Here is a 25,963-nt window from a genome sequence, read left to right as displayed (position 1 = left end):
GCGGGTACGCTCCGGGGTCATGCCCGCCACCGTCGCCCGAGCGCGCTGATGCACCTCGACATCACGCACGAGCCCGGCCGCGTGCAGGTCCGGCTGGTGCCCGGCGCGGGGGAGCCGGACGAGCGCAAGGGCGCCCTGGCGCGGCATACCGCGTGCTTCGAGGTGGGTGTGCGCCTGGGCGAGGTGCACCCCGACCTGCTCGTGCTCTCAGCTGTCCTCTCGGCCCGGCCCTGGATCGTTCGGAAGGTCCCGGTGACCACGTCGGTGCCGGCGAGTCCTGTCCTCGCCCGGGCGCTGCGCGAGGGGCCGGGCCTGCGGTTGACGTCGGTGGACCGTGACCTGGCGCCGCGCGGGAGACCCGCCGAGGAAGACGGGGCGCCCGGGTTGTGCTTCAGCGGTGGCACCGACAGCGTCGCGACGCTCGCGGTCATGCCGGGCAGCACCCGGTCCTACCACCTGCTGCGGCGGGCCCCGCGAGGCGACCCGCGGGCCACGATGTTCGTCACCCGGGCAGCCGAGGAGTCGTGCGAGCGGCTGCGCACCCAGGGGTGGCCGGTGGAGGTGGTCCGCAGCGACGTGGAGTACCTCCGCGCCGCCATGGGGTTCCCGCACGACTTCACCACGGCGGTGCCGTTGCTGCTCCACGCCGACCGCGACCGGCTGGACGCCGTGGCCTGGGGCGCGCCGCTGGAGGCGACCTACCGGCTGCAGCGTGGCTACTACCGCGACTTCGCCGACTCGCCCTTCCTCAAGGAGTGGGGCGGGGTCTTCGCCGCGGTGGGGCTGGAGGTGTGCGTGCCGGTCGCCGGGGTGTCCGAGGTCGTGACCAGCCGCATCGTGCACACCCATCCGCTCGGGGAGGCGGCGCAGTCGTGCGTGCGCGGCCGTCGGCTCGGGCGTCCCTGCGGGCGGTGCGCCAAGTGCGCCCGCAAGACCCTGCTCGCCGGCGCGGTCACCGGCGCCTGGCCCTCCGCCCCGGCGCTGGAGCGGCAGTGGCGTGGGCAGGAGCCGCGGGGCCATCTGCTGGCCGACCCGATCAAGGTCGAGCCGGTGATCGCTCGGACGGTCCACCGCTACCTCGCCGACGGCGGCGACAGCGCCCTGATGCGGCTGGTCGCGGCCAAGACCGGCCCGGACCCGATGGACTGGCTGGACCGGTCCTACGAGCCCGCGCTGGCGCTCGTGCCGGAGCGCTATCGGCGGAAGGTGGCCGAGCGCCTGCACCGGGTCGCGCCGCCCATGAGCGCCGAGGAGGAGGCCGCCGTGCGCTCCTACGACGTGCGCGGCCTGGACCGCTCGCGGGCGCAGGGCGGGCTGGAGGCGTGGTTCGCCGCCCACCCCCCGCAGGACCTGCTGCCGCGTGCCGTCGGCCGGGTGCGTCGGGTCGTGCGCGCCCGGGTGCGCCGCGCCCTCTCGGGCCGTCGGCGGGTCGGGCGCGGGCCTCAGTAGGTCGGGCGCCGGCCGTGGCCGAGCGGCGACTGGGGCCGACCGTCGTCGGTGGGGGCGAGGCCGCCCTGGCAGGTCGGGCAGGAGAACATCACCCGCTGCTGCGGCTGCTGGCCGATCGGGGCGAGCCGGATCGTCGTGCCGCAGCGCTTGCACGGCAGCCCCATCCGGCCGTGCACCCACGCGTCGTCGCCGTTGACGTCCCCACGGCCCGTGATGGTCGTGCGGCCGGTCCGGCAGCTCAGCACCAGCAGCCGCCGGGCGGTCGCCAGCAGCTCGACCACCTGCTCCTCGGCGAGGTCCCCGACGGGCGTCCAGGGGTTGATCCCCAGCAGGAAGAGCGGCTCGGCGGTGAAGATCGTGCCCATGCCCGCCACGTTGCGCTGGTCCAGGCAGGCCTCGGTGATGGTGCGGCCCGGGTCTGCGCGCACGTTGCCCAGGGCCGTGTCCGCGTCGTACGCGGGGTCGAGCAGGTCGGGGCCGAGGTGCCCCACGACCCGGTGCTCCTCGCTGGTCCGCACCAGCTCGAGCATCCCGAGGGAGTCGCCGACCGCGACCCGCTGCGGCGTCCACAGCAGCGCCCGCACGGTATGCCGTCGCCCCAGCGCGTGCCGCCGCCCCACCGGGTGCACCCGCCAGGAGCCCTCCATCCGCAGGTGGCTGTGCACCGTGATGTCCCCCTCCACCCGGTGCAGCAGGTGCTTGCCGCGGGGGACGACCTCGAGGGTGCGGCGGCCGGACAGGTCGGCGGTCGCGTGCGCCGGCACCCGGAGGTCCGATCCCTCCAGGGCCACGCCGGCCAGCCCCTGGTGCAGCCGTCGGGCGGTGCGCCACACCGCGTCACCCTCAGGCATCGGCGAACCCCAGACCGAGCGAGGTTCCGATGCTGATGACGGCGGTCGTCGCTTCCCCCCGGCCCTGGTCGTCGTGGCGGCCGGGGCCCTCTCGCGCGTCCGCGGCGGGCTGCGTGCTCCGCACCCCGAGTGCGGCGGCGGCACCGTCGTTGAGGAGTACGGTCACCGCGCAGGGGCGACGCAGGCCCCGGGTCAGCGCGTTCCCGAGGACCCGGCGTGGGTCCGGCCCGCGGGAGCGCAGGGTGCCGTAGGTCGGGTCGTCGTCGAGCAGGCCGTCGACGACGTAGTTGGCGATCGCCACGCGCACCTCCAGGTCTCTGTTGCCGGGAGCGGATGGGTCCATGGCGTCCCGCGCGGCCTCGACCACGAGACCCAGGACGGTGTCCGGCGACGGCCACGTGCTGGTGTCGAACGGCCGCCAGGGCACCGGCATACCCGTTGTTCTCGCGAGGACACCGTCGCGGACCGCCGCGGCCTTGATGCTGCTGTGACCAAGGTCGAGCACGAGCCCGTCGGCCAGCCCGGCGGCCAGACCCAGCAGGGGTGCGCGGCCGGGCTCGGGGGCCAGCTCGGCGCGCTGCGCGACGACGCGCGGGTCCCGGGATGCCCGACGCCCGAGCTCGCCGGCGACGACCCCGCCGCAGAGCACGACCTGCCGCACCGACGCCCAGCGCGCCCAGTCCTCCTCGCCCCACTCCTCCCGTGCCGCCCGGTCGTCGTCGGTGGGGGAGCGCAACGTCTGCAGCAGGTGCGCCAGCGCGTCCGTCCACTGCTCCGCGACGGCCTCGGCCCACTGCTCCCCAGCCACCAGCGTGCGGTCGAGGATGACCCGTGGGGCGTCGTCGAGGGCCACCGCCGCCCGGGCCGCGGCGTCCGCGACGATGCCGGACAGCCCGGTCGCACCGAGGACCCGTCCCGCCCGGTGCCGGTGCCACGGCGCACCTGCCCGCAGCAGCAGGGTGCGGTTCAGCCCGGTGCGCCGGGTGATGGGGGTCGTGGTCACCGCTCCAGTGTCTCGCCGGGCAGCTCGAGCCGCTCACCCACCCAGTCCTCGCGGAGCCACCGGTCGTGGCTGGCCACCACCACGGCACCCGGGAAGTCGGGCAGGCCGAGCTCGAGCTCGGAGACGAGCAGGAGGGACAGGTGGTTGGTGGGCTCGTCCAGCAGCAGCAGGTCCGGCGGGTCGGCCAGGACCGTCGCCGCCGTTGCCCGATCGACAGCTCCCGCACCCGGCGGTCCAGGTCGCGACCGGCGACGAGGCCGAGGCTCGGCAATGGGTGACGCGCCGCCAGCTCCTGACCGACGGCCCGGGCATACGACTGCCGCGCCGTGAGCCCGTCGTGCGCTCGGGCGACGGTCTGGGTGAGCAGGCCGACGCGCAGCCGCGGGGCTGTCGTCAGCGAGCGCCGTCGGGCTCGAGCTGCCCCGCGAGGAGGGCGAGCAGGGTGGACTTGCCGGACGCGTTCGGTTCGGTGACGAGCAGTCGGCCTGGGGTGCCGAGCGCGAGCGAGACGGGTCGCAGCCGCCCGGCCACGGTGACGTCGGTCGCGGTGAGGATCGGGCCCGCGCCGTCCCGCCGGGTGCTGCCCGGTGCGCCGAGACCGTGGAAGCGCAGCCGGGCCGGTGGCTTGCGCACCTGCTCCCGCTCGAGGCGGGCCAGGGCGGTGCTGGCGTCGTTCACCCGCCGGGCGACCACCTTGGCGTTGCGGTCGGCGTAGAACTTCTTGCTGGCCCGGGCCTCGGTGCGCGGCGCCCGATCGGCATGACCGACCGTGTGCTCCTCGCGGACCTTTCGCCGCAGCCGCTCCCGCTCCTGCTGCTCGTCGGGGTAGCGGCGCACCCACCGCTCCCGTTCGTCCCGTCGCTGCTGCAGGTATGCCGTGTAGCTGCCGGTGGACCGGGTGAGTCCGAACCCCGAGCCGGGGAAGTCGTGGTCGTCGGCCACCCGTGCCTGGGCCAGCGGCGCGGGATCGAGGTCGAGGATCGTGGTGGCCGTCTCGTCGAGGAAGGCCCGGTCGTGGCTCGCGAGCAGCGCCGGGCCGGACCAGGTGCTGAGCAGCTCGGTGAGCAGGGCCGTCCCGGCGTCGTCGAGGTGGTTGGTGGGCTCGTCCAGCAGCAGCGTGTCGGGGTTGCGCAGCAGCGTCCAGGCGAGCGAGAGCCGGGACAGCTGACCCCCGGACAGGTCGGCTGCGGTGCGCCGGCGGGGAAGGTGTGCGAGACCGAGCCCGTGCACGACGTTGTCCGTCCGGTGGTCGATCTCCCACGCGTCGTGCCGTCGGGCCGACTCCAGCGCGGTGGCGAGGGCAGCACCGGTGCCGTCGTCGCCGCGCGCCAGCGCCTCGCCGGCGCGTTCGACCTGGACGACGAGGTCGCGGACCCCTGCGATTCCAGATGGGCCGCACCCTACGTGCCGTGGCGGCTCGCCGCCACGCATTCATCGCGTCGCAGCCAGCCCGGCGAGCTCCTCCCGAAGCCCGCCCAGCGCGGTGCGGGTGTCGGCGTCGTCCTGGTGCGGGCCGCGCAGCCACTCGGCATAGGAGCCCACCTCGCTGAGCTGCCACTCCAGCCGGACGAGGTCCAGCAACGCCGGGTCGTGCGGGAGGAGGTCGGCATACCCGGCGAGGACGTCGCGCTCTCGAGGTGCGAGCCGCAGCGTCTCCCAGTCGAGGAGCAGCAGGCGACCGTCGTCGGCCCGCCACTGATTGTGCACGCCGGGTTCGCCGTGGGTGGGGACATAGGCGGAGGGGTCGAGCCGGTCGAGGAGGCGCAGGTATGCCGTGAGCCCGCACCCGACGTCCGCCCACCCGGCGCGCAGCGCGCGCCGGGCGGGCTCGCCGAGCGGCCCCGCGGTCCACGGCTCGGCTGTCCAGGCCCCGAGTTCGTCGACGAGCTCGGGGCGCACGGCCGGCTCCCAGGTCAGGATGCCCTCGGGTGACGGTGCCGCGTGCAAGTCGCGCACGGCCCGCACCGCGTCGGCGTCGATCGTCGTCGGTCGGCGCCCGGTCACCCACGGGGTCAGGCTCAGCCATCCCGGCCCGAGCGGGCTCGTGAAGCGCCCCTGCGCGGAGGGCACGGACGCGTGCACGCAGGTCAGGGTGGCCGCGAGGGAGGCGGCCGCGGCATACGTCGCCTCGGCGGACTCCACGGTGTGCCAGAGCGGCGGGTCGAGGGTCACGAACCACCGCGGCTCTCCCTGTGCGTCCGCCCGCCAGTGCCAGCCGCCGAAACCGACGGCCAGGTGCTCCAGCGCCGTCACCTCGGGATCCCAGAGGGTCCGCACCCGCTGCAGCACCTCGTCGGTGCTGACGTCCTGCGGCGGCTCGTGCATCGCCCCAGGCTAGGGCGCCTTTCAGGCGCACTGATCGTGCCGGCGACTCGCGGGCCGCGAACGGCTCCAGCGTTCACGTGAACGCCAGGGCCGCTCGGGTCGGGCGAGTTCCCGGCTCTGGCGTGCATGACCGGGGCCACGCCGGGGTGGCGCCCGGGTCAGCGGCGTAGCCGCAGGCCTTGCGGGGCAGTGTGGAAGCCGGCGTCCGCCAGGGCCCCGGTCAGCGGATGCGTCGAGGACAGGGCGCCGCCACCGTCGATCTTGGCGATCGTGATGCCGCCGAGTGTGCCGCGACGCACCGCGGCCACCAGGGCGCCGGCCACCGAGCGCCAGACCTGCTCCGGCTGCGCCTCGGGCGGCGGGGCGAAGGTGAGCGCGCTGCGCCCACCGCGCTCCAGGTAGACCGCGAGCGAGCCATCGACCAGCACCACCATCGACCCGGCCTTGCGGGCCGGGCGGTGGGTCACCTCGTCGTCGAGCGCGGGCCACGGCACGCTCGCGCCGAAGGGGCTGGCCGGGTCGGTCGCCGCCAGCAGCACGGCCTCCGCCTCGCCGGGCGCCGGGCTCTCCGAGCGCTGCCGGTCCAGAGCACGCAGCCGGTCGATGGCACCGGTGCTGCCGAACTGCGCGGCACCCAGCCCTTCGACGACGTACCCGCGCCGCACGCGACCGGCCTCCTCGGCCCCCGAGAGCACGCGGTAGACCCCGGCGAACCCGCCCGCCACGCCCTCGGCGACGACCGAGCCACGGGTGAGGACGCCGTAGCGGTCGAGCAGCTGCTCGGCGCCCGCCAGGGCGCGCACCGTCGGGTCGGTCTCGACCGGCGGCAGCAGCGACCAGCGGCCCACGGTCGTGGGTGGCCCCGACCGGCTCGGGCGTGACGGACGGCCCGTCCGGGAGCCGGACGACGCCGACGAGGCGGACAGGGCGACCGAGGTGCGCGACCACCGCCCCCCGCGCGAGGGGGCACGCCGCGACTTGTGCGTGGTGCGACCACCGGCGAGCAGCGCCCGCACCGGGGCGTAGGTGTCGGCGCTCACGCGGCCGGCCCAGACGAGGTCCCACAGCGTGCCTGCGAGCCGTTGGTCGTCGAGCGAGCCCACGGCGTCGCTCAGCGCGCGGAAGAAGTAGGCGCCGCCCACGACCCGCTCCAGCACCTCCAGCACGGCCCCGGCCCGCTCCTCCTCGACGAGCGCATCAGCCTGACCCCCCTCGGGCACCGCCATCGTGAGGTGCGCGGTGTCGGCGAGGTGCAGCGAGACCCAGCCGTCGTCACCGGGCAGCGAGCCGTGCCCCTGCCAGAGGACTTCGCCAGAGCTCATCAGCTCATCCAGCAGCGCCGGCGTGTAGTCGACGACCCGGGCGGGCAGCACGAGCGACTCCAGCGCGGAGGCGGGCACCCGGGCGCCGGCGAGCTGCTCGACCGCGCGCAGCGTGCCGTCCAGCCCGCGCAGCTCGCCGACGGACTGCCAGCGGGGCAGGAAGCGGGCATACGCCGCCTGGGTGACGGGCTCGACCTCCTGCCGCAGCGCCGCCAGCGAACGGCGGCGCAGCAGACGCAGCACCTCGGCGTCGCAGACATCGTCCTCCCCGGTGCCCGACGGCGCGAGCGCCCCCATCACGAGCCGGCCCGACGAGACCTGCCGCCGCACCGCGTCCCGCACGACGGCGCTGCCGAGCCCCAGCCGGGTCGCGAGCGACTCCAGCGTGAAGGGCGGGTGGGTGCGCGCGTGCCGCACGACGAGGTCGGCGAGCGGGTCCTCCACCCCTTCGAGGAAGGCGGCGGGCACCCCGACCGGCATCGCCACGCCGAGCGCGTCGCGCAGCCGGGCGGCGTCCTGCGCGTCCGCCAGGCGCTGCTCCCCGGCGACCCGCACCTCGATCACGCGTCGCCCCTCGACCAGCGAGTCCATCCAGCCGTCCACCTGCGCGCGCCGCTCCTCGACGGTGCGGGCGCGCACCTCCTCGCGGCTCAGCGGGCCGAGCACGCGCAGCAGGTCGACGACCTCCTCGGCGTCGCGCGCCTGCCGGTCGGGCGCCAACCGCTGCAGCTCGGCCTCGGTCCGGGCCACGACCTCGGGGTCCAGCAGGTCGCGCAGCGCCGCGCCCTCGCCCCGGCCGAGCAGCTCGGCGAGCAGCCCGGCGTCGAGGGAGAGGGCGGCCGCTCGCCGCTCGGCCAGCGGCGAGTCGCCCTCGTAGAGGAACTGCGCGATGTAGCCCATGAGCAGCGAGGACGCGAAGGGCGAGGGCCGCGGGGTGGCGACCGAGACGAGCCGCACCTGGCGGGAGGCCAGGGAGCGCATGAGCTCCCGCAGCGCGTCGACGTCGTAGACGTCCTGCACGCACTCGCGCACCGCCTCCAGGACGATGGGGAAGGTCGGGTAGCGCGCGGCGACCTCGAGCAGCTGGGCCGAGCGCTGCCGCTGCTGCCACAGCGGCTGCCGCTTGCCCGGGTTGCGCCGCGGCAGCAGCAGCGCCCGCGCGGCGCACTCGCGGAAGCGGGAGGCGAAGAGCGCCGACCCGCCGATCTCCTGGGTCACCAGGTCGGCGACCTCGTCCGGGTCGAGGGTCAGCAGCTCGGCGATCTCGGCGTCCAGCCGCGCGGCGTCGCCGCCGTCGCGCCGTGCGTCGCTGCCGGAGGGCATGCCCTCTCCCGGCGTCCCGCCAGACGGTATGCCCTCGCCCGGGTCGTCCCAGCCGCCGAGGTCGGGCAGGCGCAGCACGATGCCGTCGTCGGCGGCCAGCGCCTGCACCTCGGTGCCGAAGCGCTCGCGCATCCGGGCCGCCAGGCACAGCGCCCAGGGGGCGTGGACCGGGCTGCCCCAGGGCGAGTGCACGACGACCCGCCAGTCGCCGATCTCGTCACGGAAGCGCTCGATGACGATGGTCCGGTCGTCCGGGAGGTGTCCGACGGCCTCGCGCTGGTCGGCGAGGTAGGTGACGAGGTTGTCGGCGGCGAAGCGGTCCAGCCCACGCTCGGCGAGCTCGCCCCGGGCGTCCTCCTGCGGCTGGCCCGCGATCCGGCGCACGAACTCGCCCACGGCCGCGCCCAGCTCGGCGGGCCGCCCGAGCGACTCGCCCTTCCAGAACGGCAGCCGGCCGATCTGACCCGGTGCGGGCGTGACGAGCACCTGGTCGTGGGTGATGTCCTCGATCCGCCAGCTCGTCGTGCCGAGGGTGAAGACGTCGCCGACGCGCGACTCGTAGACCATCTCCTCGTCCAGCTCGCCCACCCGGCGGCCGGGGCCCTCGCCGGTGGCGAGCATGACGGCATACATCCCGCGGTCGGGGATGGTGCCGCCGGACGTGACCGCGAGCAGCTGGGCGCCACGACGCGCGCTGAGGGTGTCGGTGACGCGGTCCCACACGATCCGCGGGCGCAGGTCGGCGAAGTCCTCGCCCGGGTAGCGCCCGGCGAGCATGTCGAGCACCGCGTCGAAGAGCGAGCGGGGCAGTGCGGCGTAGGAGGCGCTGCGGCGCACCAGCTCGAAGAGGTCGGTGACCGACCAGTCCTCCATCGCGAGCATCGCCACGACCTGCTGGGCGAGGACGTCGAGCGGGTTGCTGGGGACCGAGAGCTGCTCGATCGCGCCGGCTCGCATGCGGTCGACCACGACGGCGGTCTGCACGAGGTCGGCCCGGTGCGTGGGGAAGAAGGCGCCGTGGCTGGTGGCGCCGACCTGGTGCCCGGCGCGGCCGACGCGCTGCAGCCCGGAGGCGACGCTCGGCGGGCTCGCGACCTGCACGACGAGGTCGACGGCACCCATGTCGATGCCGAGCTCGAGGCTGCTGGTGGCGACCACGGCGGGCAGCTGCCCGGTCTTGAGCGCGTCCTCGATCTCGCCGCGCTGCTCCTTGCTCACCGACCCGTGGTGGGCCCGCGCGAGCACCGGCGGGGCTGCCCCGCCCGAGCCGGACTGGGCCATCACCTGGGCGGGCGAGCGCGAGGTATGCCGGTCGCCGGCCTCGGCGTCCTCCTCCGGCTCATCCTCGCTGTACCGCTCGTCCCACTCCTCGTTGAGCCGGGAGGTGAAGCGCTCGGCGAGCCGCCGGGAGTTGGTGAAGACCAGCGTCGAGGTCTGTGCCGACACCAGGTCGGTGACCCGGCGCTCGATGTGCGGCCAGATCGAGGCGCGCTCCTCCGGGTCGGGGGCTGGTGCCCAGACGTCCTCCTCGAGCTGCCCGCCACCCTCCAGGTCGGGCAGCACCGGCCCGGTGCCGAGGGGGAGGTCGTCGCCGGAGTCGGCACCCCCGGTGTCATCGAGACCCTCGTCGAGCGTCGCGTCGCCGGTGTCGTCGCCCTCGGCGTCGTCGTCCGCGGCGTCGACCTTCTGTCCGGTCCAGTCGTCGGACGCCGTGCCCCGCTGCGCCGGGCCGCCCCCGGGTGCGTCCGGCCGCTCGGTGGCGCCCGGGTCGGCCATGTCGGGGATCGGGACGACGACCTCGAGGTCCCAGCTCTTGGTGGACGGCGGCTGCACGGTGCTCACCGGGCGACCGCCGGCGAGGTAGCGCGCCACCTCCTCGACCGGGCGCACCGTGGCCGACAGGCCGATCCGCTGCGCGGGGCGGGGGAGGAGGTGGTCCAGCCGGTCGAGGGTCAGCGCGAGGTGCGCCCCCCGCTTGGTGCCGGCGACGGCGTGCACCTCGTCGACGATGACCGACTCGACCCCGGTGAGGGCGCTGCGGGCCTGTGAGGTGAGGAGCAGGAAGAGCGACTCGGGGGTGGTGATGAGGATCTCGGCGCCGTCCTTGGCGAAGGCGCGGCGCTCGGTGGCCGGGGTGTCGCCGGAGCGCACCGCCACGCTGACCGAGGGCGCGTCCTGGCCCAGGCGGCGTGCGGCGTGGCCGATGCCGACCAGCGGGCTGCGCAGGTTGCGCTCCACGTCGACGGCGAGCGCTTTGAGAGGGGAGACGTAGAGCACCCGGCAGCGGCCCGGCTCCTCCGGCTGAGCGGCGGGCTCCTGCCCGCCCTTCCCGCGTCGACCGCGGGCGGGACGTGCCGGTCGCGCCGCCCGCGGGTGCGCGGTGATCTGGTCGATGGCCCACAGGAAGGCCGAGAGCGTCTTGCCGGAGCCGGTGGGGGCGACGACGAGGGTGTGCTCGCCGCGGCTGATCGCGTCCCACGCACCGAGCTGGGCTGGGGTCGGCCCGGCGAAGGACGCGTCGAACCACGCGCGGGTGGGAGGAGAGAACCGGCTCAGCACCTCGCCGGCGTCAAGGACGGCAGACGTGCCGGGGGCGGTGCCACGTGACACAGCCACGGGATGGGGATCGCTCACCCCGTCACTGTGTCACGGGGCACCGACAGACCTTCCCGGTCAGTCCATCGTGCTGGTGATCGGCTTGTCCGCGCGCTGCGGGACGAGCCGACGCCGCGTGGCCGTGACGACGCGGTTGCCGTAGGCGCCGGTGACCGGCGGCATCTCCGGACGCTCGAGCTCCTTCTTCTCGTGGTGCTCGGTGCGGTGCGGCGGGCGCCACAGCTTGAGGGCGATCAGCAGCTTCTGCCACCAGGCCAGGTCCTGCGTAGAGCTCACGTTTCCTCCTGTGCACCACAGATCGACACGCTCATCCTCTCACCAGCCGGTCGTCGGCAAAAACTGGTGGTGGCTTGTCAGGGGTCCCGCCTACGCTGCGAGACGCCATGCGCGACTTCCCACCCACCGTCACCGCCTGGACCGATGCCCGCGACGGGGCCGGTCACCGGGCAGGAATCGGCATACCCGACACCCGGGGGCCGGTGCGCTTCCTGTGGTGGCTGCTGCGCCAGCAGGGCGACCTCGTCCTCGTCGGGTGCCTGTGCAGCCTGCTCTGGATGCTGCCCACCGCCCTGACGCCGTGGGTCTTCGGGCAGGCGGTCGACGAGGGCATCCGCGTGGGCGACGCCGGTCGCACCGCGCTGTGGTGCGGCGTCCTGCTGCTCATCACCCTGGTCGGCGCGAGCAGCGGTGTCTTCTACCACACCGTCGTCGTCCGCTCCTGGCTGTATGCCGGCTACGGCCAGACCCGGTTGGTCACCCACCAGGTCACCCGGCTGGGGCACGTCATGCCGCGGCGCGCACCCACCGGTGAGGTGCTCAGCGTCAACGGCAGCGACGGCGACCAGTTCGGCCACTTCATCGAGATCTTCTCCCGCCTGGTCGGCAACGTCGTCGCCTACATCCTCGTCGCGGTCATCGTGCTGCAGATCTCGGTGCCGCTCGGCCTCGTCGTGCTGCTCGTGGCGCCGGTGCTGGCGCTCGTCTCCTCGGTCCTGCTGCGCCCGATGGCCGCCGCGCAGACCCGGGAGCGCAGCCGCGACTCCGAGCTGACCTCGATGGCGACCGACATCGTCGCGGGCCTGCGCATCCTGCGCGGGATCGGCGGCGAGCGGATCTTCGGCGCCAACTACGCCCGGCAGAGCCAGCGGGTGCGCCAGGCCGGGGTGCAGGCCGGCTCGTGGGGCGCCTTCGTCGAGGCCGTGGGCGTGCTGCTCTCAGGCCTGTTCGTCGTCGCGCTCATGGTGCTCGGCGTGCAGCGGGTGCGTGACGGCGACCTCCAGATCGGCGAGCTCATCACCTTCCTCGGGTATGCCCTCTTCCTGGTCCAGCCGATCCGCGTCGTCTTCGAGGCGGCCCAGCAGATCACCCGCTCGGTGGTCTCCGCGCGCAAGACGATCGGCGTCTTCGGCACCACCGACCCGTGGCCGGAGCGGGCCCCGCTCGAGCCCGACCAGCTCCGCGGGCTCGTGGCCGGTGAGCTCGTCGACGCGTCCTCCGGGCTGCGGGTGCGGCCTGGCCGGCTGACGGTGGTCGTCAGCGCGCTGCCCGACGAGAGCGCCCGCCTGGCCGACCGCCTAGGCCGCTACCTGCCCGCCGGCGACACCGTCCCCTCCGGCGACGACGAGGCCACCGGTCGCGCCGCCCGCCGGGCCGCCGCGCAGCGCTCCCGGGTCCGCGCCGACCTGGAGAGCCGTGACGCCGAGCGCGCACAGGGGGCGTGGGGAGTCACCCTGGGCGGCACCGACCTGGCCGACCTTCCGCTGGACCAGGTGCGCTCCCTGGTGCTCGTGAGCGACACGGCCGCGCACGTCTTCGCCGGCACCCTGCAGGACGCCGTCGACCCGCACCGCACGCTGCGCCGCGAGCGGGCCGAGGCCGCGCTGCACGCCGCCGCGGCCGAGGACGTCTACGACATCCTGCCCGGCGGCTGGCAAGGCGTGCTCGACGAGCGCGGGCGCGGCCTCTCCGGTGGCCAGCGCCAACGGCTGGTGCTCACCCGGGCGCTCGCGGCCGACCCCCCGGTGCTCGTGCTCGTCGAGCCGACGTCAGCCGTGGACGCCCACACCGAGGCCCGGATCGCCGACCGGCTGCCCGCGCACCGCCGCGGCCGGACGACGGTGGTCATGTCGGCATCCCCGCTCCTGCTGCACCACGCCGACGAGGTGGCCTTCCTCGTCGACGGCCAGGTGGTCGCCACCGGCACGCACGACGAGCTCGTGTCCGAGCACGAGGCATACCGCTCGACCGTGCTGCGCGACGACGCCGAGACCGCGGCGGCCGACAGCACCACAGGCACATCGACATCGACATCGACAACGACCGGCACGACAGCCCAGGACACGGAGGTGACCCCGTGAGCGACCTGCTCGACCCCGAGCTGCGCGCGCGCTCCGCGCGCACCTGGCGCGACGCGGACGACCGGGCCCCGGTCGTGCCGGATCTCCTGCACCCACCGGACCCCGGCACCACCGGCCTCCGGGACCGGCACCGGCTGCTGTGGCAGCGGCACGCGCTGCGCCGCGAGCGGGCGCAGGCGCACCTCATGACGGCGCTGGACCCGGACCGCGGCCTGCCGGTGGCGAGGTCGCGCACGGTCGTGGACTACCTGCGCGGGCTGCTGCGCGAGCGCTCCCGGCTCGTCGTGCTCGTGACCCTCGCCAACGGTCTGGCAGCCGCGGCCGGGTTGGCCGTGCCCCTGCTCCTGGGCCGGCTCGTCGACGCCGTCGACCTGTCCGGCGGCGATCCGGCGCCGGGCGTGGTGCGCGATCTCGTGCTGCTCGTCGTCGTGGTCCTGGTGGCGCAGGCGGTCCTGACCTTCGCCGCCAAGGGGCTCGCGGCGGTGCTCGGCCAGGGCGTGCTCGCCCAGGCCCGCGAGCACGTCATCCGGGCGGTGCTGCGGCTGCCGCTGGGCAAGGTGGAGTCGGCCAGCACCGGCGACCTCGTCACCCGCGTCACCCGCGACGTCGGCTCGATGAGCGGGGCGGTGCGCTGGGCGCTCCCTGAGTTCATCATCGGAGTCGTCACGGTGCTGCTGACCGTGGTCTTCATGGTGCTCAACTCGTGGGCGCTGGCGCTGCCGACCCTGGTGACCGCGTCGCTGTCGCTGTTCCAGGTCCGGCGCTACCTGCAGCAGGCGCCGGCCGGCTACCTGCTGGAGGGCGCGACCTACAGCGACATCAACACCACGCTCACCGAGACGGTGGAGGGTGCCCGGACGGTCGAGGCCTACCGGATGCAGCAGGACCGGCGCTCCGCCGGCGTCGACGACATCGAGGTTTCCTCGCAGGCCGAGCGCTACGGGCTGGTGCTGCGCAACGTGCTCTTCGCCGTGATGGACATGGCCTTTTCGCTGCCGCGGGTCATCACGCTGGTCGTCGGCGCCTGGCTCTACTCCCGCGACGCGGTGACGATCGGCGACATCACCACGGCGATGCTCTACATCGAGACGTTCTACGGCCCGTTCGACCGGCTCGTCGGCACCATCGACCGGCTGCAGGTCGGTGTCGCCTCGACGACCCGCCTGTTGGGGATCGCCGAGGTGCCGCCGGACCGCACCGCGGGCAAGGACCGGCCCGAGGGCAGCACGCTGGTCGGGCACGGGCTGCGCTATGCCTACCGCCCCGGCCACGACGTGCTGCACGGCATCGACCTGCGGCTGGAGCCGGGGGAGCGGCTGGCGATCGTCGGACCCTCGGGGTCCGGCAAGTCGACCCTGGGACGGTTGATCTCGGGCATCCACGCGCCGACGGGCGGGACGGTCGCGGTCGGCGGGGTGGAACTCACCGAGCTTCCGCTGGAGCTGCTGCGCACCGAGGTCGCGCTGGTCACGCAGGAGCACCACGTCTTCCGCGGGTCGGTGCGCGACAACGTCGAGCTGGCGCGCGACGGCGCCGGCGAGGCCGGGGTATGGCGCGCGCTCGCCACGGTGGACGCGCTCGGCTGGGTGCGGGCGCTGCCGCAGGGCCTGGACACCGTCCTGGGGTCGGGTCACCACGAGGTGACTCCCGCGCAGGCGCAGCAGATTGCACTTGCCCGGCTCATCCTCGCCGACCCGCACACGCTCGTGCTGGACGAGGCGACCAGCCTCATCGACCCGCGGACCGCCCGCCACCTGGAGGGCTCCATGAGCGCGCTGCTCACCGGGCGCACGGTCGTCGCGATCGCGCACCGGCTGCATACCGCCCACGACGCCGACCGGATCGCGGTCGTGCAGGACGGCCGGATCGTCGAGCTCGGGAGCCACGACGAGCTCATCGCGGCCGACGGGGAGTATGCCGCGCTCTGGCGCGCCTGGACCAGCTGACGCCGTCGGGGTGCTCCTGCTGCGGCGTGCCTGGCGCGGCACGTCTGCTGCGACCAGCCGGCGGCGCTATATCTGTTGCGGCAGACCTGCTGCGGGATGCACGTCGGGGCGAGCGACACGCCGCAGGGTGTACCTGTCCTGGGCCCGACACGCCGGGCGAGCATCTAGGTGCGACAGGCCGCCAGCCACGGGCCTGCTTGGACCGGCTGACCTACGTGCAGGTCACTGCGCGGTTGAGTCGCTCGCCGGCGGTCCTGGACCGGCTGACCAACGATGCAGGTCAGTCGGCGGTCGCGTCGCCCTCCGGCGCACTGGGAATCGAGGGTGCGTCGGCCGACTGCTGCTGCTGCTCCTCCTGGGTGTGCCGCTCCTCGGTCGCCAGCTTGCCCAGGGTGCGTGGCCGCAGCCGCTCGTCGGCCTGGCGGCGCAGGCGGCGAGGGTTGAGCCCGTGCTGGGAGTTGTAGCCGGCGATGATAGCCGCCCGCAGCTCCCGCACCGTCGCCTTTGGGTTGTCCGCGTCGTGCACGATCGTGTCGACCAGGCCCTGTGCCTTGAGGTCGAGGGCGGAGGCCTTCATCGTCTCCAGCGTCATCCCGACCTGCTCCACGCTCGGGTTGGCGACGCTGTAGAGGATGGAGGCGGTCGACCGGGGCTCGGACACGAAGCCCAGCGCGCTGTCGAACATGATCGTCTCGCGACCGAAGGGCGTCGTGGCCAGGCCGCCGCCGCTGCCCATCGCCCCCGTGATGACCGAGACCGTCGGGAAGGGGTGCGACGCGGCCCGCTTGATGCTCTGCGCGATCGCCCGCGACTGCCCCCGGCGCTCGGCCGCCATCGAGGGCATCGCCCCCAGGGTGTCGGTGAAGAAGACGACGGGCAACTCCCACCGCTCCGCCGCGGTGATCATGCGGACGGCATACTCGAAGTCCTCCGGGCTGGGGTTCGGCGGCCGTTTGCCGACGTAGCCGCCGGTGATGGTGTAGGACGGCTGGTCACCGATGACGATGAACGACTGCCCGGCCAGCGACGCCAGGGCCGCGATGATGCTGGGGTAGGTCTTGTCGTCCTCGAAGCGCACGTGGTTGTAGAACGGGACGGCCGAGTCGAAGACATGCCGCAGGAGGAACTCCGTGTCCAGGCGCCCGGCGCCGGCGGCGATCTCGTTGTAGCGCGCCATGAGCGCCTCGCGGGGCGAGCCGCTCGCGCGGTCTCGGCGGTCGCGCGGGATGTCCACGGTCTCCTCGACCTGTTGCCGCTCCCACAGCGCCGCGGAGAAGCCCTCAGGTCCCGCTGTCACCTGCCGGGACCCGGTCTCGGGCAGGTCCTCGCCGCCGTCGCCGTCACGCAGCCGGTGGCCGGTGCGGCCCGAGCGGAGGACCTGGGCGACGAACTCGATGAGCTCGTCGACGTCCTTGACGAGCACGTCGACGTTGCGGTCCAGGGAGTTGGCCTCGGCGCTCTGGAGTCCGCGGGGGACCTCACGACCCTCGAAGGTCTCGATGACGCGGCGGCCGGCGAAGCCGTAGTCCGTGCCCTCCAGGGCCACGATGAGGTCCGCGACCGGCACCGCGCTGGCCGACATCCCACCCCACACCTGGCCGGCGAGGACGGAGATGTAGGGCCGGTTGGTCGTGTGCTGGAACTTGTTGGCGGCGGCCGCCATCCGCTGCATCTGCACCAGGCCGAGGACGTTCTCGTGCTGCCGGACCCCCGAAGAGGCACCCATGCTGATGAGCGGCAGCCCCTCGCGCTCGGCGAGCTCGGCCGCCTGGACGAACTTCTCGCCCGCCACCTCACCCAGCGATCCGGCGAAGAAGGCCCAGTCCACGACATACACGACCGCGCGCTCGTCCCCGAAGTGGCCGATGCCGAAGCGGGCGGACTCGCTGCGCTCGCTGCGGGCCTCGGCGTTGCGGAGCTTGTCGGTGTAGCGCTCGATGGTGTCGCCGACGCGGCGCTGCAGGCCGATGAGGTCGTCGACGACGCGCAGGTGGCCGAAGCGCTCCTGCAGAGAGACCGCGTCGACGAAGGTGTTGATCGCCCGGGTGGGGTTGAGCCCGGGCCGGGACTCGTAGAGGCTGGCGACGGTGCGGGGGACGACCGGTCGACGGTCGAGCAGGTCCGGGGTGACGCCACCCTCGCCGAAGACCTCGTCGACGTCGGTCTCAGGGTCCGAGGGGTCGGGCGTGTCCCGGGGCTCTGCCATGGGCCGAACGCTAGCAGCAGGGGTGTGGTCCCCCTGGCATCCACCATGGCGGATCATGGACCCTCGTGGTGGCTGTCCTGGAGGGGTTCTCGCTGATCGCGGCGGTGGTCGCGGTGGGCTGGCTGCTGGCGCACACGGGCCTGTTCGGGCGCGACGAGCAGCGGATGCTGGCGCGCCTGACGTTCTGGGTGGGCTCGCCGGCGCTGCTGTTCCTCATCGTGTCGCGCGCGGACGTCCGGGTGATCTTCTCCGGCTTCCTCGTCGCGACCGTGATCGCGGTCGCGGTGTGCGCGACGGCATACCTCGTGCTCGCCCGGCTGGTGCTGCAGCGGCGGTGGACGGACGCGGTGATGGGGGGCATGGCAGCCAGCTACGTCAACGCCAACAACCTGGGCATCCCGATCGCGATCTACGTGCTCGGCGACGCCTCGTGGTCGGCACCGATCCTCTTCCTCCAGCTGCTCTTCCTCCAGCCCGCCTGGCTGGCCGCGCTCGATGCCACCCAGGGAGGACGGGTGAAGTGGCGCCGCGTGCTGCGCTCGCCCGCGACCAACCCGCTCACCATCGGCACGGTGCTCGGTCTGATGGTCAACCTCGTGGGGTGGACGCCTCCGGCGCTGCTCCTGGCACCGGTCGAGCTCATCGGGGGCCTGGCGGTGCCGTGCATGCTCATCGCCTTCGGCATCTCGCTGCGGCTCTCGCCGCTGCCGGGCAAGGGCGGCCTCGCCGAGCCCCTCGCGGTGGTCGGCGTCGCTCCTCCTCATGCCGGTGGTGGCGGGTCTGGTGGCCGGCCCCGTGCTCGGGCTCGCCGCCGAGGAGGTGCTGGCCGCGGTCGTCATGGCGTCGCTGCCGACGGCGCAGAACGTCTACGTGCTCGCCGTGGCCTACGGCCGCGGCGAACGCATCGCCAGGGACGGTGTCTTCCTCACGACGATGCTCTCGCTGCCGGTCATGCTGCTCGTCACCGCGGTGCTCACCTGAGGGAGCCGGTGGGCAGCCTGCCGCTCCTGTCGGTGGTGGGCGCGCTCCGCCGTCGTGCCTCTGATGCGGGGCTCCGACCGGTTGCGCGTCCTGGGCCACGTAGCCTGAACCAATGCGGTTGAGCGAGTTCTGGGCGTTGGTCGAGCAGGAGTTCGGCCAGGGGTATGGCGCGATCGTGGCCCGCACGCAGACGCTCGGCAGTCTCGGGGGGCGCACCGCGGAGGCAGCCCTGGAGGAGGGTGAACCTGCCCGGAGGGTGTGGGAGGCCGTGTGCCGGGACATGCAGGTTTCCCCCGAGCACCACCACCTCCCCGACACCCCACCCCGATCCTGACCGCCAGCCTCGTCTGCCCTATCCGGCAGCCCCGTCTGCCGGCTCCGGCAGCCCGGTCTGTCCACTCCGGCAGCCCCGCCTGGGCACACCGCCAACCAACCGCCGCTTGACACGTTAGAGCCCCGGGATATCTCGTCTGCTCGGTCCGAGAGCCTCGATGGGCGCACCGAGGGTGGTCTGGTCACTCCGCAGCGAAGTAGCCCGGGTGCGGCTCGAGGAGACAGAACTCGTTGCCCTCGGGGTCGGCCATCACGTCGTGGGCGACGACTCCGTCCGCCCTGACGGTCTCCAGGAGCCGGGCGCCGAGACTCTCCAGACGTGCCCGCTCCGCCGCGCGGTTGACCCCCTGCTCCGGCAGCAGGTCGAGGTGGAGTCTGTTCTTGCACGCCTTGCCCTCCGGCACCGGCCCGAAGCCGAGGCGCTGGGTCCCGTCGGGATCACCGACGCTGGCCCACCCCGGCTCCTGCTGGCGCAACTCCCACCCCAGGGCGGCGGCCCAGAAGCGCGAGAGCGCGAGAGCATCCTGGCAGTCGAAGACGGTGCTGTAGAGGCGGGTCGAGGCCATCTCGGCAGTCTAGGCGCGCCGGATCGAGCAGTCCGGGCTGCTGGAGTGAACAGACCGGGTTGCCGGAGTGAGCAAACGGGGCTGCCGGAGTCGGCAGACGGGGCTGCCGGTCAGAGGTGGGCGCGCTCCAGCAGCACCTCGGCCAGCTGGACGGTGTTGAGGGCCGCGCCCTTGCGCAGGTTGTCGCTGCTGATGAAGAGAACCAGGCCGCGACTGTCCGGCACGGACTGGTCCACCCGGATGCGCCCGACGTAGGACGGGTCCTGACCGGCCGCCTGCAGCGGCGTCGGCACGTCCGCCAGCGCCACGCCTGGCGCCTCCGCGAGCAGCTCGGTCGCGCGCTCCGGGGTGATCGGCTCGGCGAACTCGGCGTGCACGGCGAGGCTGTGGCCGGTGAACACCGGCACCCGCACGCAGGTGCCCGACACCGCCAGCTCCGGTATGCCGAGGATCTTGCGCGACTCGTTGCGCAGCTTGATCTCCTCGGTCGTCTCGTCGTCGGCCCCGAGGTCGCCCGCCATCGGCAGGACGTTGAAGGCGATCGGCGCGACGTAGGCTGCCGGCTCGGGGAGCCGGAGGGCTGACCCATCGTGCGTGAGCGCCTCCACCGGAAGATCGCCGCCGAGGGCGGCGCGCGCCTGGTCCGCGAGCTCGCTGACTCCGGCGAGGCCCGAACCCGACACCGCCTGGTAGGTCGCCACCCGCAACCGCTCCAGTCCGGCCTCGGCGTGCAGGGGCCGCAGCACCGGCATCGCCGCCATCGTGGTGCAGTTGGGGTTGGCCACGATCCGGCGGCCACCCTCGTCCACCGCGAGGGCCAGGTCGTCGGGGTTGACCTCGCTCACGACGAGCGGGACCGACGGGTCCATCCGCCACGCTGAGGAGTTGTCGACCACGACGGCACCAGCAGCCGCGAACCGGGGCGCATGCTCCTTCGAGGCGCTGCCGCCGGCGGAGAAGAGCGCGACGTCGATGCCCGAGAGATCGGCCGTCGCGACGTCCTCGACCTCGATGTCGCGCGCCACGTCATACCCCTCGGCGCCGCGGGCCGACCCGGACCACTCCAGGGTGCCTCCGGCAGAGCGGGCCGAGGCGAGGTAGCGCACCGAGGCGACCGGAAAGTCCCGCTCGGCGAGCAGCCGACGCATCACCGCACCGACCTGGCCCGTCGCACCGACGATCGCCACGTGCAGCCGGCGCCCGGCCGACGCCTCGGTCCCGGTCGTGTCTGGGTGCTGCGACGGCTCACACTGCGCGCTCACATCGACCTCACTCATCGTGCTCACCGTCCCGTCCCGCCGTAGACCACGGCCTCTTCCGCGGCGTCCAGGTCGAACGCCGTGTGCACCGCCCGCACCCCGTCCTCAAGATCGGACTGGTCGCAGATCACCGAGATGCGGATCTCGGAGGTGCTGATCATCTCGATGTTGACGCCCGCGTCGGCGAGCGCGGAGAAGAGTCGGCTCGCGACCGAGGGGTTGGACCGCATCCCGGCCCCGACGAGCGAGAGCTTGCCCACGTGGCTGGTGAAGAGCACGTCGGCGAAGCCCATCTGCTCCTGCAGCTCGCGCACGGCCGCGACGGCGGTCTGGCCATCGGTCTCCGGGAGCGTGAAGGAGATGTCGGATGTCTCGGCGTTGGAGGTGGACACGTTCTGCACGATCATGTCAATCGAGACCCCCGCCTTCGAGACGGCGCCCACGACCGCGGCGGCGGCGCCCGGTCGGTCCGGTATGCCGACTGCCGTCACCTTGCCGAGCGACTTGTCGTGGGCGATGCCGGAGATGATGGGCTCTTCCATGGTGTCCTCCGTGAGGGGTCGTCCGACGAGGATCCAGGTGCCTTCCCGGTCGGAGAAGCTGCTGCGGACGTGCAGGGGCACCTGGAAGCGACGGGCGTACTCGACCGCGCGCAGGTGCAGGATCCTGGCGCCGTGCGCCGCCATCTCCAGGGTCTCCTCGATGGTGATCCGCGTGACCCGCTCCGCGCTGGGGACGATGCGGGGGTCGGCGGTGTAGAGACCGTCGACGTCCGTGTAGATCTCGCACACGTCGGCGCCGAGCGCGGCGGCCAGCGCGACGGCCGTGGTGTCCGAGCCGCCCCGACCGAGCGTCGTGATGTCGTCGTCGGTGGAGATGCCCTGGAAGCCGGCCACGATCGCGACCGCGCCGTCGTCGAGCGTGCGGCGGACGCGGTCGGGCTGCACGTCGAGCAGCCGGGCGCGACCGTGCGCGGTGTCGGTGCGCATCCCGGCCTGGGCACCGGTGTAGCTGCGCGCCGGCACCCCCAGCTGCTCAATCGCCATCGCGAGCAGCGCCATCGAGATGCGCTCGCCGGCCGAGAGCAGCATGTCCATCTCCCGCTGCGGCGGCGTGCCGGGGGAGATCTGGCCGGCCAGGTCGAGCAGGTCGTCGGTCGTGTCGCCCATGGCGGAGACGACCACGGCGACCTGGTCGCCCGCCCGGTGGGCGGCGACGACCCGCTGGGCGACGCGGCGCATCGCCTCGGCGTCGGCGACCGAGGAGCCGCCGAACTTCATCACGAGCAGAGCCATGGGACTTCCTGTGCAGGGGGTATGGCGTGGGCAGGGGAGACGCCGGCGTCCCGACCCCGGGCGCCAGTCTAGGGGGCGAGCGGCGGTGCGCCTGACGCCGGGGAAGTTCCCCCACGCCCGACCGAGCGTCGCGAAGGGTTGCCCCACGCCCCACCGGGCGTCACGAAGGGTTGCCCTGGGCCCGACCGAGCGTCGCGAAGGGTTGCCCCACGCCCGACCGGGCGTCGCGAATGGTCGCGGGCCCGCGTACGACATACCCTCGGGGCCATGGATGACGAGGACCGGATCGCGCTGCTCATCGACTACGAGAACCTCGCGCTCGGCTCGCGTGACCACCTCGGCGTGCCCTTCGACCTGCGGCCCGTCGCCGACGCCCTCGCGGAGCGCGGCCGGGTCGTCACCCGGCGCGCGTACGCCGACTGGTCCTACTTCGACGAGGACCGGCGCATGCTCACGCGCAACCACGTCGAGCTCATCGAGATGACTCAGCGTATGGGCGCCTCCCGCAAGAACGCCGCTGACATCAAGATGGCCGTGGACGCGATCGAGCTGGCCTACGAGCGCGACTACATCAGCACCTTCGCGATCTGCACCGGCGACAGCGACTTCACCCCGCTCGTGCACAAGCTGCGCGAGCTCAACAAGCGGGTGATCGGCTTCGGGGTCCGCGACTCGACCTCGACGATGTTGCCGCCCGCCTGTGACGAGTTCCTCTACTACGACGACCTGGACGGCGTCGTGCCGGCCGAGGCCCAGGACGCCGAGCAGAGTGTTCGCGGACGCGGCCGGTCCCGTCGCGGGCGCCGAGACGCCGCCAGTTCCGGCGGGGGTGCAGGCTCGGCCCCAGGGGAGGACGCCGCCGCCGACGCGGAGGACGTCGAGGACGTGGTCGAGGACGCCGAGGAGACGGCGGTCGATCAGCCCTCGAGCGACCTGGCCTCCTTCGTCGCGCAGACCGTGTCGGGGCTGCAGCGGAGCTCGGGCGGGGCGGTGACGGCCTCGGTGCTCAAGCGCACGCTCGTGCGCAAGGACTCGACCTTCTCCGAGGCGGCGCACGGCTTCCGCGCCTTCGGTGAGCTGCTGGACCACCTCGCCGGGCGCGGGATCATCGAGCTCAGCCCCGGCCCCGCCAAGGGCGATCCGGAGGTCACGCTGCCCGAGGAGGGCGGCCGGCAGGACGCCTTCCTGCTGCTGCGTGAGACCGTCTCAGGGCTCGACGACGGCTCGGGCGTGGCGCTCTCGGGCCTGAAGGACCAGGTCCGCCAGCGTCGTGACGGGTTCTCGGAAAAGCCGCTCGGCTACGGCTCCTTCCTGCAGTTCGTCAAGGGGGCCTCGGCCGCCGGCCTGGTCGACCTGGAGCGGCGCGGTTCCGGGTATGTCGTGACCGCGCCCTGAGCGCGGGTGGCGGTTGCTCGCCGCTCCCGTCTGGACCCGTCGACACGCCGCTGCGTGTCGCAGTGAGGTCTCGTACAGATTTTCGATTAGGGTCATCCACATGGTGCCCCGGGCGGGTCCCGTCGTCCACAGATCGTGTGGTGCCGGTGGGGTCTGTCGGAGGGGGCGCCTAGCGTCTGACGCAGACATCGGAGCCACCCAACCGGATGGTCCCGCAGAGGTCGGTCGAAGGTAGGCGCGCCCGCCACGAGACGAAGGAGCAGGACATGCCGCAGGCAAGCAAGACGGCCGGATCCACCAGGTCCGCCGGGATGCAGAACGACAAGCTCAGGGCCCTGGACACGGTCATGGCCCAGATCGAGAAGCAGCACGGCAAGGGCTCCGTGATGCGTCTCGGTGACGAGGACCGTCCGCCGGTCCAGATCATCCCGACCGGTGCCATCGCTCTCGACGTGGCGCTCGGCGTGGGCGGGCTGCCCCGTGGACGCGTGGTGGAGATCTATGGCCCGGAGAGCAGCGGTAAGACCACGGTGGCTCTGCACGCGGTCGCCAACGCCCAGAAGGGCGGCGGCATCGCCGCCTTCATCGACGCGGAGCACGCGCTCGACCCGGAGTATGCCAAGAAGCTCGGGGTCGACACGGACGCCCTGCTGGTGAGCCAGCCGGACACCGGTGAGCAGGCGCTCGAGATCGCCGACATGCTGATCCGCTCCGGGGCGCTCGACATCATCGTCATCGACTCCGTCGCCGCACTCGTGCCCCGGGCCGAGATCGAGGGCGAGATGGGCGATAGCCACGTCGGCCTGCAGGCGCGGCTCATGAGCCAGGCGTTGCGCAAGATCACCGGAGCCCTCAACTCCACCGGCACCACCGCGATCTTCATCAACCAGCTCCGCGAGAAGATCGGCGTGATGTTCGGCTCGCCGGAGACCACGACCGGTGGCAAGGCGCTGAAGTTCTACGCCTCGGTGCGGATCGACGTCCGGCGGATCGAGACGCTCAAGGACGGCACCGACGCGGTCGGCAACCGGACTCGCGCCAAGATCGTCAAGAACAAGGTGTCGCCGCCGTTCAAGCAGGCGGAGTTCGACATCCTCTACGGCCAGGGGATCTCGCGCGAGGGTGGCCTCATCGACATGGGCGTGGAGCACGGCTTCGTCCGCAAGTCCGGGGCCTGGTACACCTACGAGGGCGACCAGATGGGTCAGGGCAAGGAGAACGCCCGGCAGTTCCTCAAGGACAATCCCGACATCGCGGACACCATCGACCGCGACATCAAGGCCAAGCTCGGGATCGGCGCCGCGCCCGCCGTCGCCTCCGACGACCTGCCGGACGGGGTGGACCCGGTCACCGGTGAGGTCTCGGTCGACTTCTGATGGCGACCGCGGACCGGTTGTCCGCGGCCCGGGAAGCGCTGGCGGCCGCCGAGTCGGCTGCCAGCGCCTACGGTCTCCGCGGAGGTGCCGACCCTGGTGCCGGGCCTGAAGGCGGGGCCGGTGGCCGGGAGGGCCTAGACGGTCGTGCCGGCCCTGCCGAGGCAGCGGGCCCATCGGGGCGGACGACGACGCGGGAGGCCGAGCCCGACCCGCACGCGGTGGCCCGCAAGATCGTGCTGCGCCAGCTCGCCATGGGGCCCCGCACGCGTCGCCAGCTCGAGGACAAGCTGCGCGACAAGGACTGCGACCCGCAGGTGGCCACCCGCGTGCTCGACCGCATGGGAGAAGTAGGCCTGGTCGACGACGAGGCCTACGCCGAGATGTTCGTGCGCTCCCGGCAGGAGACCAAGGGGCTGGCCGCCGGTGCCCTCCGGCAGGAGCTGCGCCACAAGGGCGTCGCCGACGAGGTCGTCGACGCCGCGCTCGAGGACGTCGATCCCGAGCACGAGCGCGAGCAGGCGCGCGCCCTCGTCGCCCGTCGACTGCGGACCATGCGCGGCCTCGACCGAGAGGTCCAGACGCGGCGGCTCGCCGGCTTCCTGGCGCGCAAGGGCTACGGCTCCGGCGTGTCCTACCAGGTCATCCGGGAGGCGCTCGACGGGCTACCGGAGCACGGGAGGGACTGATTCCCACCAGGAGCAAGGCACGGAGCCGGATGGGTCGCGGACGAGACTGGCATGCATGCCAGGCCCTTGGTCGTCCCTGCCCGCAGACGCCAACGATGCTTCCGCCAACCCCCGCAGCCACCCGGCCGCACCAAGATCGCGGCCCGCGCGCTACTCCTACTCCTCCTCGTCGCGGGGGACCTCGTCCGACGGGTCCCACTCGACCTCGGTGAGCTCGGAATCGGCCGGGTTGTCGTCCGGGTCGTGGTAGTGCATGGCGGACTCCTCGGGGGAGTCCCAGCTCGTGGTGCGGCATTCGTGCGCGATGCGCTCCGCCTCGCCGTCGGGACGGTGCCGCTCGGCCCAGCGCTGGGACTCCTCCTGGCGCTCGCGCTGGTCGATCGTCTCCTCCTGCGACTGCTCCGCGGCCGTCACTCCGAACGCGCTCGACCCGTGGTAGTGGTCGCTGGTGACGTATCCCCGGTCGAGCACGTCGCCCTGCCCGTCGAGCGTGTCCTCGGGCTGGAGCTGATCCTCAGCGTCTACGCTCCACACGCCGAGATCGTCGCCCATGGTCTCCCGGTCGGCCTGGTCGCTCATGACGGTGCTCCTTCGCCTGCGTCGTGCTGAGCACTGTAGCGCCGCGGACGTCCGGGCGGCAGGGTCTGGCCGGCTCGGGGCCGCCGACGGCCCGC

19 protein-coding genes are annotated in these 25,963 nt (G+C 73.4%); 8 read left to right on the top strand and 11 right to left on the bottom strand.

What is annotated here, in order from left to right; all coding sequences use genetic code 11:
- The first annotated feature begins 48 nt into the window (after positions 1-48).
- Positions 49-1,449, top strand: coding sequence for a DUF6395 domain-containing protein (locus AC5PYY_RS15110; RefSeq protein WP_493897608.1), 1,401 nt, complete (start codon positions 49-51; stop codon positions 1,447-1,449).
- Here AC5PYY_RS15110 and AC5PYY_RS15105 read toward each other — a convergent pair.
- The 6 genes from AC5PYY_RS15105 to AC5PYY_RS15080 all read right to left on the bottom strand — a co-directional run bounded on the left by AC5PYY_RS15105 (position 1,443) and on the right by AC5PYY_RS15080 (position 11,165).
- The gene (locus AC5PYY_RS15105; RefSeq protein WP_493897607.1) at positions 1,443-2,300 is read right to left on the bottom strand and encodes a DNA-formamidopyrimidine glycosylase family protein; all 858 of its coding nucleotides are present in this window, start codon (positions 2,298-2,300) and stop codon (positions 1,443-1,445) included. The genes AC5PYY_RS15110 and AC5PYY_RS15105 overlap by 7 nt on opposite strands.
- Complete coding sequence (locus tag AC5PYY_RS15100) at positions 2,293-3,303, bottom strand: hypothetical protein (protein ID WP_493897606.1); 1,011 nt, start codon at positions 3,301-3,303, stop codon at positions 2,293-2,295. The genes AC5PYY_RS15105 and AC5PYY_RS15100 overlap by 8 nt, the downstream gene beginning before the upstream one ends.
- A gap of 393 nt (positions 3,304-3,696) precedes the next feature.
- Positions 3,697-4,734, bottom strand: a complete 1,038-nt coding sequence (locus AC5PYY_RS15095; protein ID WP_493897605.1) for an ATP-binding cassette domain-containing protein — start codon at positions 4,732-4,734, stop codon at positions 3,697-3,699.
- Positions 4,735-5,628, bottom strand: a complete 894-nt coding sequence (locus AC5PYY_RS15090; RefSeq protein ID WP_493897604.1) for a phosphotransferase — start codon at positions 5,626-5,628, stop codon at positions 4,735-4,737.
- Positions 5,629-5,786: 158 nt separating this feature from the next.
- Positions 5,787-10,889 (bottom strand): Lhr family ATP-dependent helicase, encoded by a 5,103-nt coding sequence (locus tag AC5PYY_RS15085; RefSeq protein ID WP_493897603.1) that lies wholly within the window; start codon positions 10,887-10,889, stop codon positions 5,787-5,789.
- Between the two features lie 57 nt (positions 10,890-10,946).
- Positions 10,947-11,165, bottom strand: a complete 219-nt coding sequence (locus AC5PYY_RS15080) for a hypothetical protein (RefSeq protein ID WP_493897602.1) — start codon at positions 11,163-11,165, stop codon at positions 10,947-10,949.
- Positions 11,166-11,272: 107 nt separating this feature from the next.
- On the opposite strand from AC5PYY_RS15080, the gene AC5PYY_RS15075 reads away from it, so the two are divergent.
- Positions 11,273-13,246, top strand: a complete 1,974-nt coding sequence (locus AC5PYY_RS15075) for an ABC transporter transmembrane domain-containing protein (RefSeq protein ID WP_493897601.1) — start codon at positions 11,273-11,275, stop codon at positions 13,244-13,246.
- On the top strand, positions 13,243-15,192 hold the full coding sequence (locus AC5PYY_RS15070) for an ABC transporter ATP-binding protein (RefSeq protein ID WP_493897600.1): 1,950 nt from the start codon (positions 13,243-13,245) through the stop codon (positions 15,190-15,192). The genes AC5PYY_RS15075 and AC5PYY_RS15070 overlap by 4 nt, the downstream gene beginning before the upstream one ends.
- Positions 15,193-15,472: 280 nt before the next feature.
- Here the strand turns inward: AC5PYY_RS15070 and AC5PYY_RS15065 are convergent, their stop codons facing one another.
- On the bottom strand, positions 15,473-17,398 hold the full coding sequence (locus tag AC5PYY_RS15065) for a carboxyl transferase domain-containing protein (protein WP_493897599.1): 1,926 nt from the start codon (positions 17,396-17,398) through the stop codon (positions 15,473-15,475).
- 68 nt (positions 17,399-17,466) lie between these two features.
- Here AC5PYY_RS15065 and AC5PYY_RS15060 point away from each other — a divergent pair, with 68 nt between their 5' ends.
- Positions 17,467-18,501: an AEC family transporter gene (locus AC5PYY_RS15060; protein WP_493897598.1), complete on the top strand. Its 1,035-nt coding sequence runs from the start codon at positions 17,467-17,469 to the stop codon at positions 18,499-18,501.
- Positions 18,492-18,713, top strand: coding sequence for a DUF3046 domain-containing protein (locus tag AC5PYY_RS15055; RefSeq protein ID WP_493897597.1), 222 nt, complete (start codon positions 18,492-18,494; stop codon positions 18,711-18,713). The genes AC5PYY_RS15060 and AC5PYY_RS15055 overlap by 10 nt, the downstream gene beginning before the upstream one ends.
- Before the next feature lie 181 nt (positions 18,714-18,894).
- On the opposite strand, the gene AC5PYY_RS15050 is transcribed toward AC5PYY_RS15055, so the two are convergent.
- The 3 genes from AC5PYY_RS15050 to AC5PYY_RS15040 all read right to left on the bottom strand — a co-directional run bounded on the left by AC5PYY_RS15050 (position 18,895) and on the right by AC5PYY_RS15040 (position 21,832).
- Positions 18,895-19,278 (bottom strand): VOC family protein, encoded by a 384-nt coding sequence (locus AC5PYY_RS15050; RefSeq protein ID WP_493897596.1) that lies wholly within the window; start codon positions 19,276-19,278, stop codon positions 18,895-18,897.
- A 110-nt stretch (positions 19,279-19,388) separates the two neighbouring features.
- Entirely contained in the window at positions 19,389-20,555 is a 1,167-nt protein-coding gene (locus tag AC5PYY_RS15045) for an aspartate-semialdehyde dehydrogenase (RefSeq protein WP_493897595.1), read from the bottom strand.
- Positions 20,556-20,560: 5 nt separating this feature from the next.
- Positions 20,561-21,832 (bottom strand): aspartate kinase, encoded by a 1,272-nt coding sequence (locus tag AC5PYY_RS15040; RefSeq protein WP_493897594.1) that lies wholly within the window; start codon positions 21,830-21,832, stop codon positions 20,561-20,563.
- 267 nt (positions 21,833-22,099) lie between these two features.
- Between AC5PYY_RS15040 and AC5PYY_RS15035 the strand changes: the two genes are divergently transcribed.
- The 3 genes from AC5PYY_RS15035 (at position 22,100) to AC5PYY_RS15025 (ending at position 25,289) form a co-directional block, all read left to right on the top strand.
- Positions 22,100-23,227: an NYN domain-containing protein gene (locus AC5PYY_RS15035; protein WP_493897593.1), complete on the top strand. Its 1,128-nt coding sequence runs from the start codon at positions 22,100-22,102 to the stop codon at positions 23,225-23,227.
- 311 nt (positions 23,228-23,538) lie between these two features.
- Positions 23,539-24,603 carry a recombinase RecA gene (recA, locus tag AC5PYY_RS15030; protein ID WP_493899391.1) on the top strand — a complete coding sequence of 355 codons (1,065 nt, stop codon included), beginning with the start codon at positions 23,539-23,541 and terminating at the stop codon, positions 24,601-24,603.
- Positions 24,603-25,289: a regulatory protein RecX gene (locus AC5PYY_RS15025; RefSeq protein WP_493897592.1), complete on the top strand. Its 687-nt coding sequence runs from the start codon at positions 24,603-24,605 to the stop codon at positions 25,287-25,289. The genes recA and AC5PYY_RS15025 overlap by 1 nt, the downstream gene beginning before the upstream one ends.
- Before the next feature lie 156 nt (positions 25,290-25,445).
- Here the strand turns inward: AC5PYY_RS15025 and AC5PYY_RS15020 are convergent, their stop codons facing one another.
- Positions 25,446-25,868 carry a hypothetical protein gene (locus AC5PYY_RS15020; RefSeq protein ID WP_493897591.1) on the bottom strand — a complete coding sequence of 141 codons (423 nt, stop codon included), beginning with the start codon at positions 25,866-25,868 and terminating at the stop codon, positions 25,446-25,448.
- Positions 25,869-25,963 lie beyond the last annotated feature (95 nt).

This window comes from Serinicoccus sp. JS2-9, from assembly GCF_059025165.1.
This window is presented reverse-complemented; position numbering and strand designations above follow the sequence as displayed.

Excerpts from the sequence above, each read along its gene's own strand:
- AC5PYY_RS15040 (WP_493897594.1), bottom strand. The coding sequence starts at position 21,832 with ATGGCTCTGCTCGTGATGAAGTTCGGCGGCTCCTCGGTCGCCGACGCC.
- AC5PYY_RS15090 (WP_493897604.1), bottom strand. The coding sequence starts at position 5,628 with ATGCACGAGCCGCCGCAGGACGTCAGCACCGACGAGGTGCTGCAGCGG.
- AC5PYY_RS15035 (WP_493897593.1), top strand. The coding sequence starts at position 22,100 with ATGGATGACGAGGACCGGATCGCGCTGCTCATCGACTACGAGAACCTC.
- AC5PYY_RS15065 (WP_493897599.1), bottom strand. The coding sequence starts at position 17,398 with ATGGCAGAGCCCCGGGACACGCCCGACCCCTCGGACCCTGAGACCGAC.
- AC5PYY_RS15045 (WP_493897595.1), bottom strand. The coding sequence starts at position 20,555 with ATGAGTGAGGTCGATGTGAGCGCGCAGTGTGAGCCGTCGCAGCACCCA.
- AC5PYY_RS15025 (WP_493897592.1), top strand. The coding sequence starts at position 24,603 with ATGGCGACCGCGGACCGGTTGTCCGCGGCCCGGGAAGCGCTGGCGGCC.
- AC5PYY_RS15055 (WP_493897597.1), top strand. The coding sequence starts at position 18,492 with ATGCGGTTGAGCGAGTTCTGGGCGTTGGTCGAGCAGGAGTTCGGCCAG.
- AC5PYY_RS15020 (WP_493897591.1), bottom strand. The coding sequence starts at position 25,868 with ATGAGCGACCAGGCCGACCGGGAGACCATGGGCGACGATCTCGGCGTG.
- AC5PYY_RS15075 (WP_493897601.1), top strand. The coding sequence starts at position 11,273 with ATGCGCGACTTCCCACCCACCGTCACCGCCTGGACCGATGCCCGCGAC.
- AC5PYY_RS15110 (WP_493897608.1), top strand. The coding sequence starts at position 49 with ATGCACCTCGACATCACGCACGAGCCCGGCCGCGTGCAGGTCCGGCTG.
- AC5PYY_RS15050 (WP_493897596.1), bottom strand. The coding sequence starts at position 19,278 with ATGGCCTCGACCCGCCTCTACAGCACCGTCTTCGACTGCCAGGATGCT.
- recA (WP_493899391.1), top strand. The coding sequence starts at position 23,539 with ATGCAGAACGACAAGCTCAGGGCCCTGGACACGGTCATGGCCCAGATC.
- AC5PYY_RS15095 (WP_493897605.1), bottom strand. The coding sequence starts at position 4,734 with ATGCGTGGCGGCGAGCCGCCACGGCACGTAGGGTGCGGCCCATCTGGA.
- AC5PYY_RS15105 (WP_493897607.1), bottom strand. The coding sequence starts at position 2,300 with ATGCCTGAGGGTGACGCGGTGTGGCGCACCGCCCGACGGCTGCACCAG.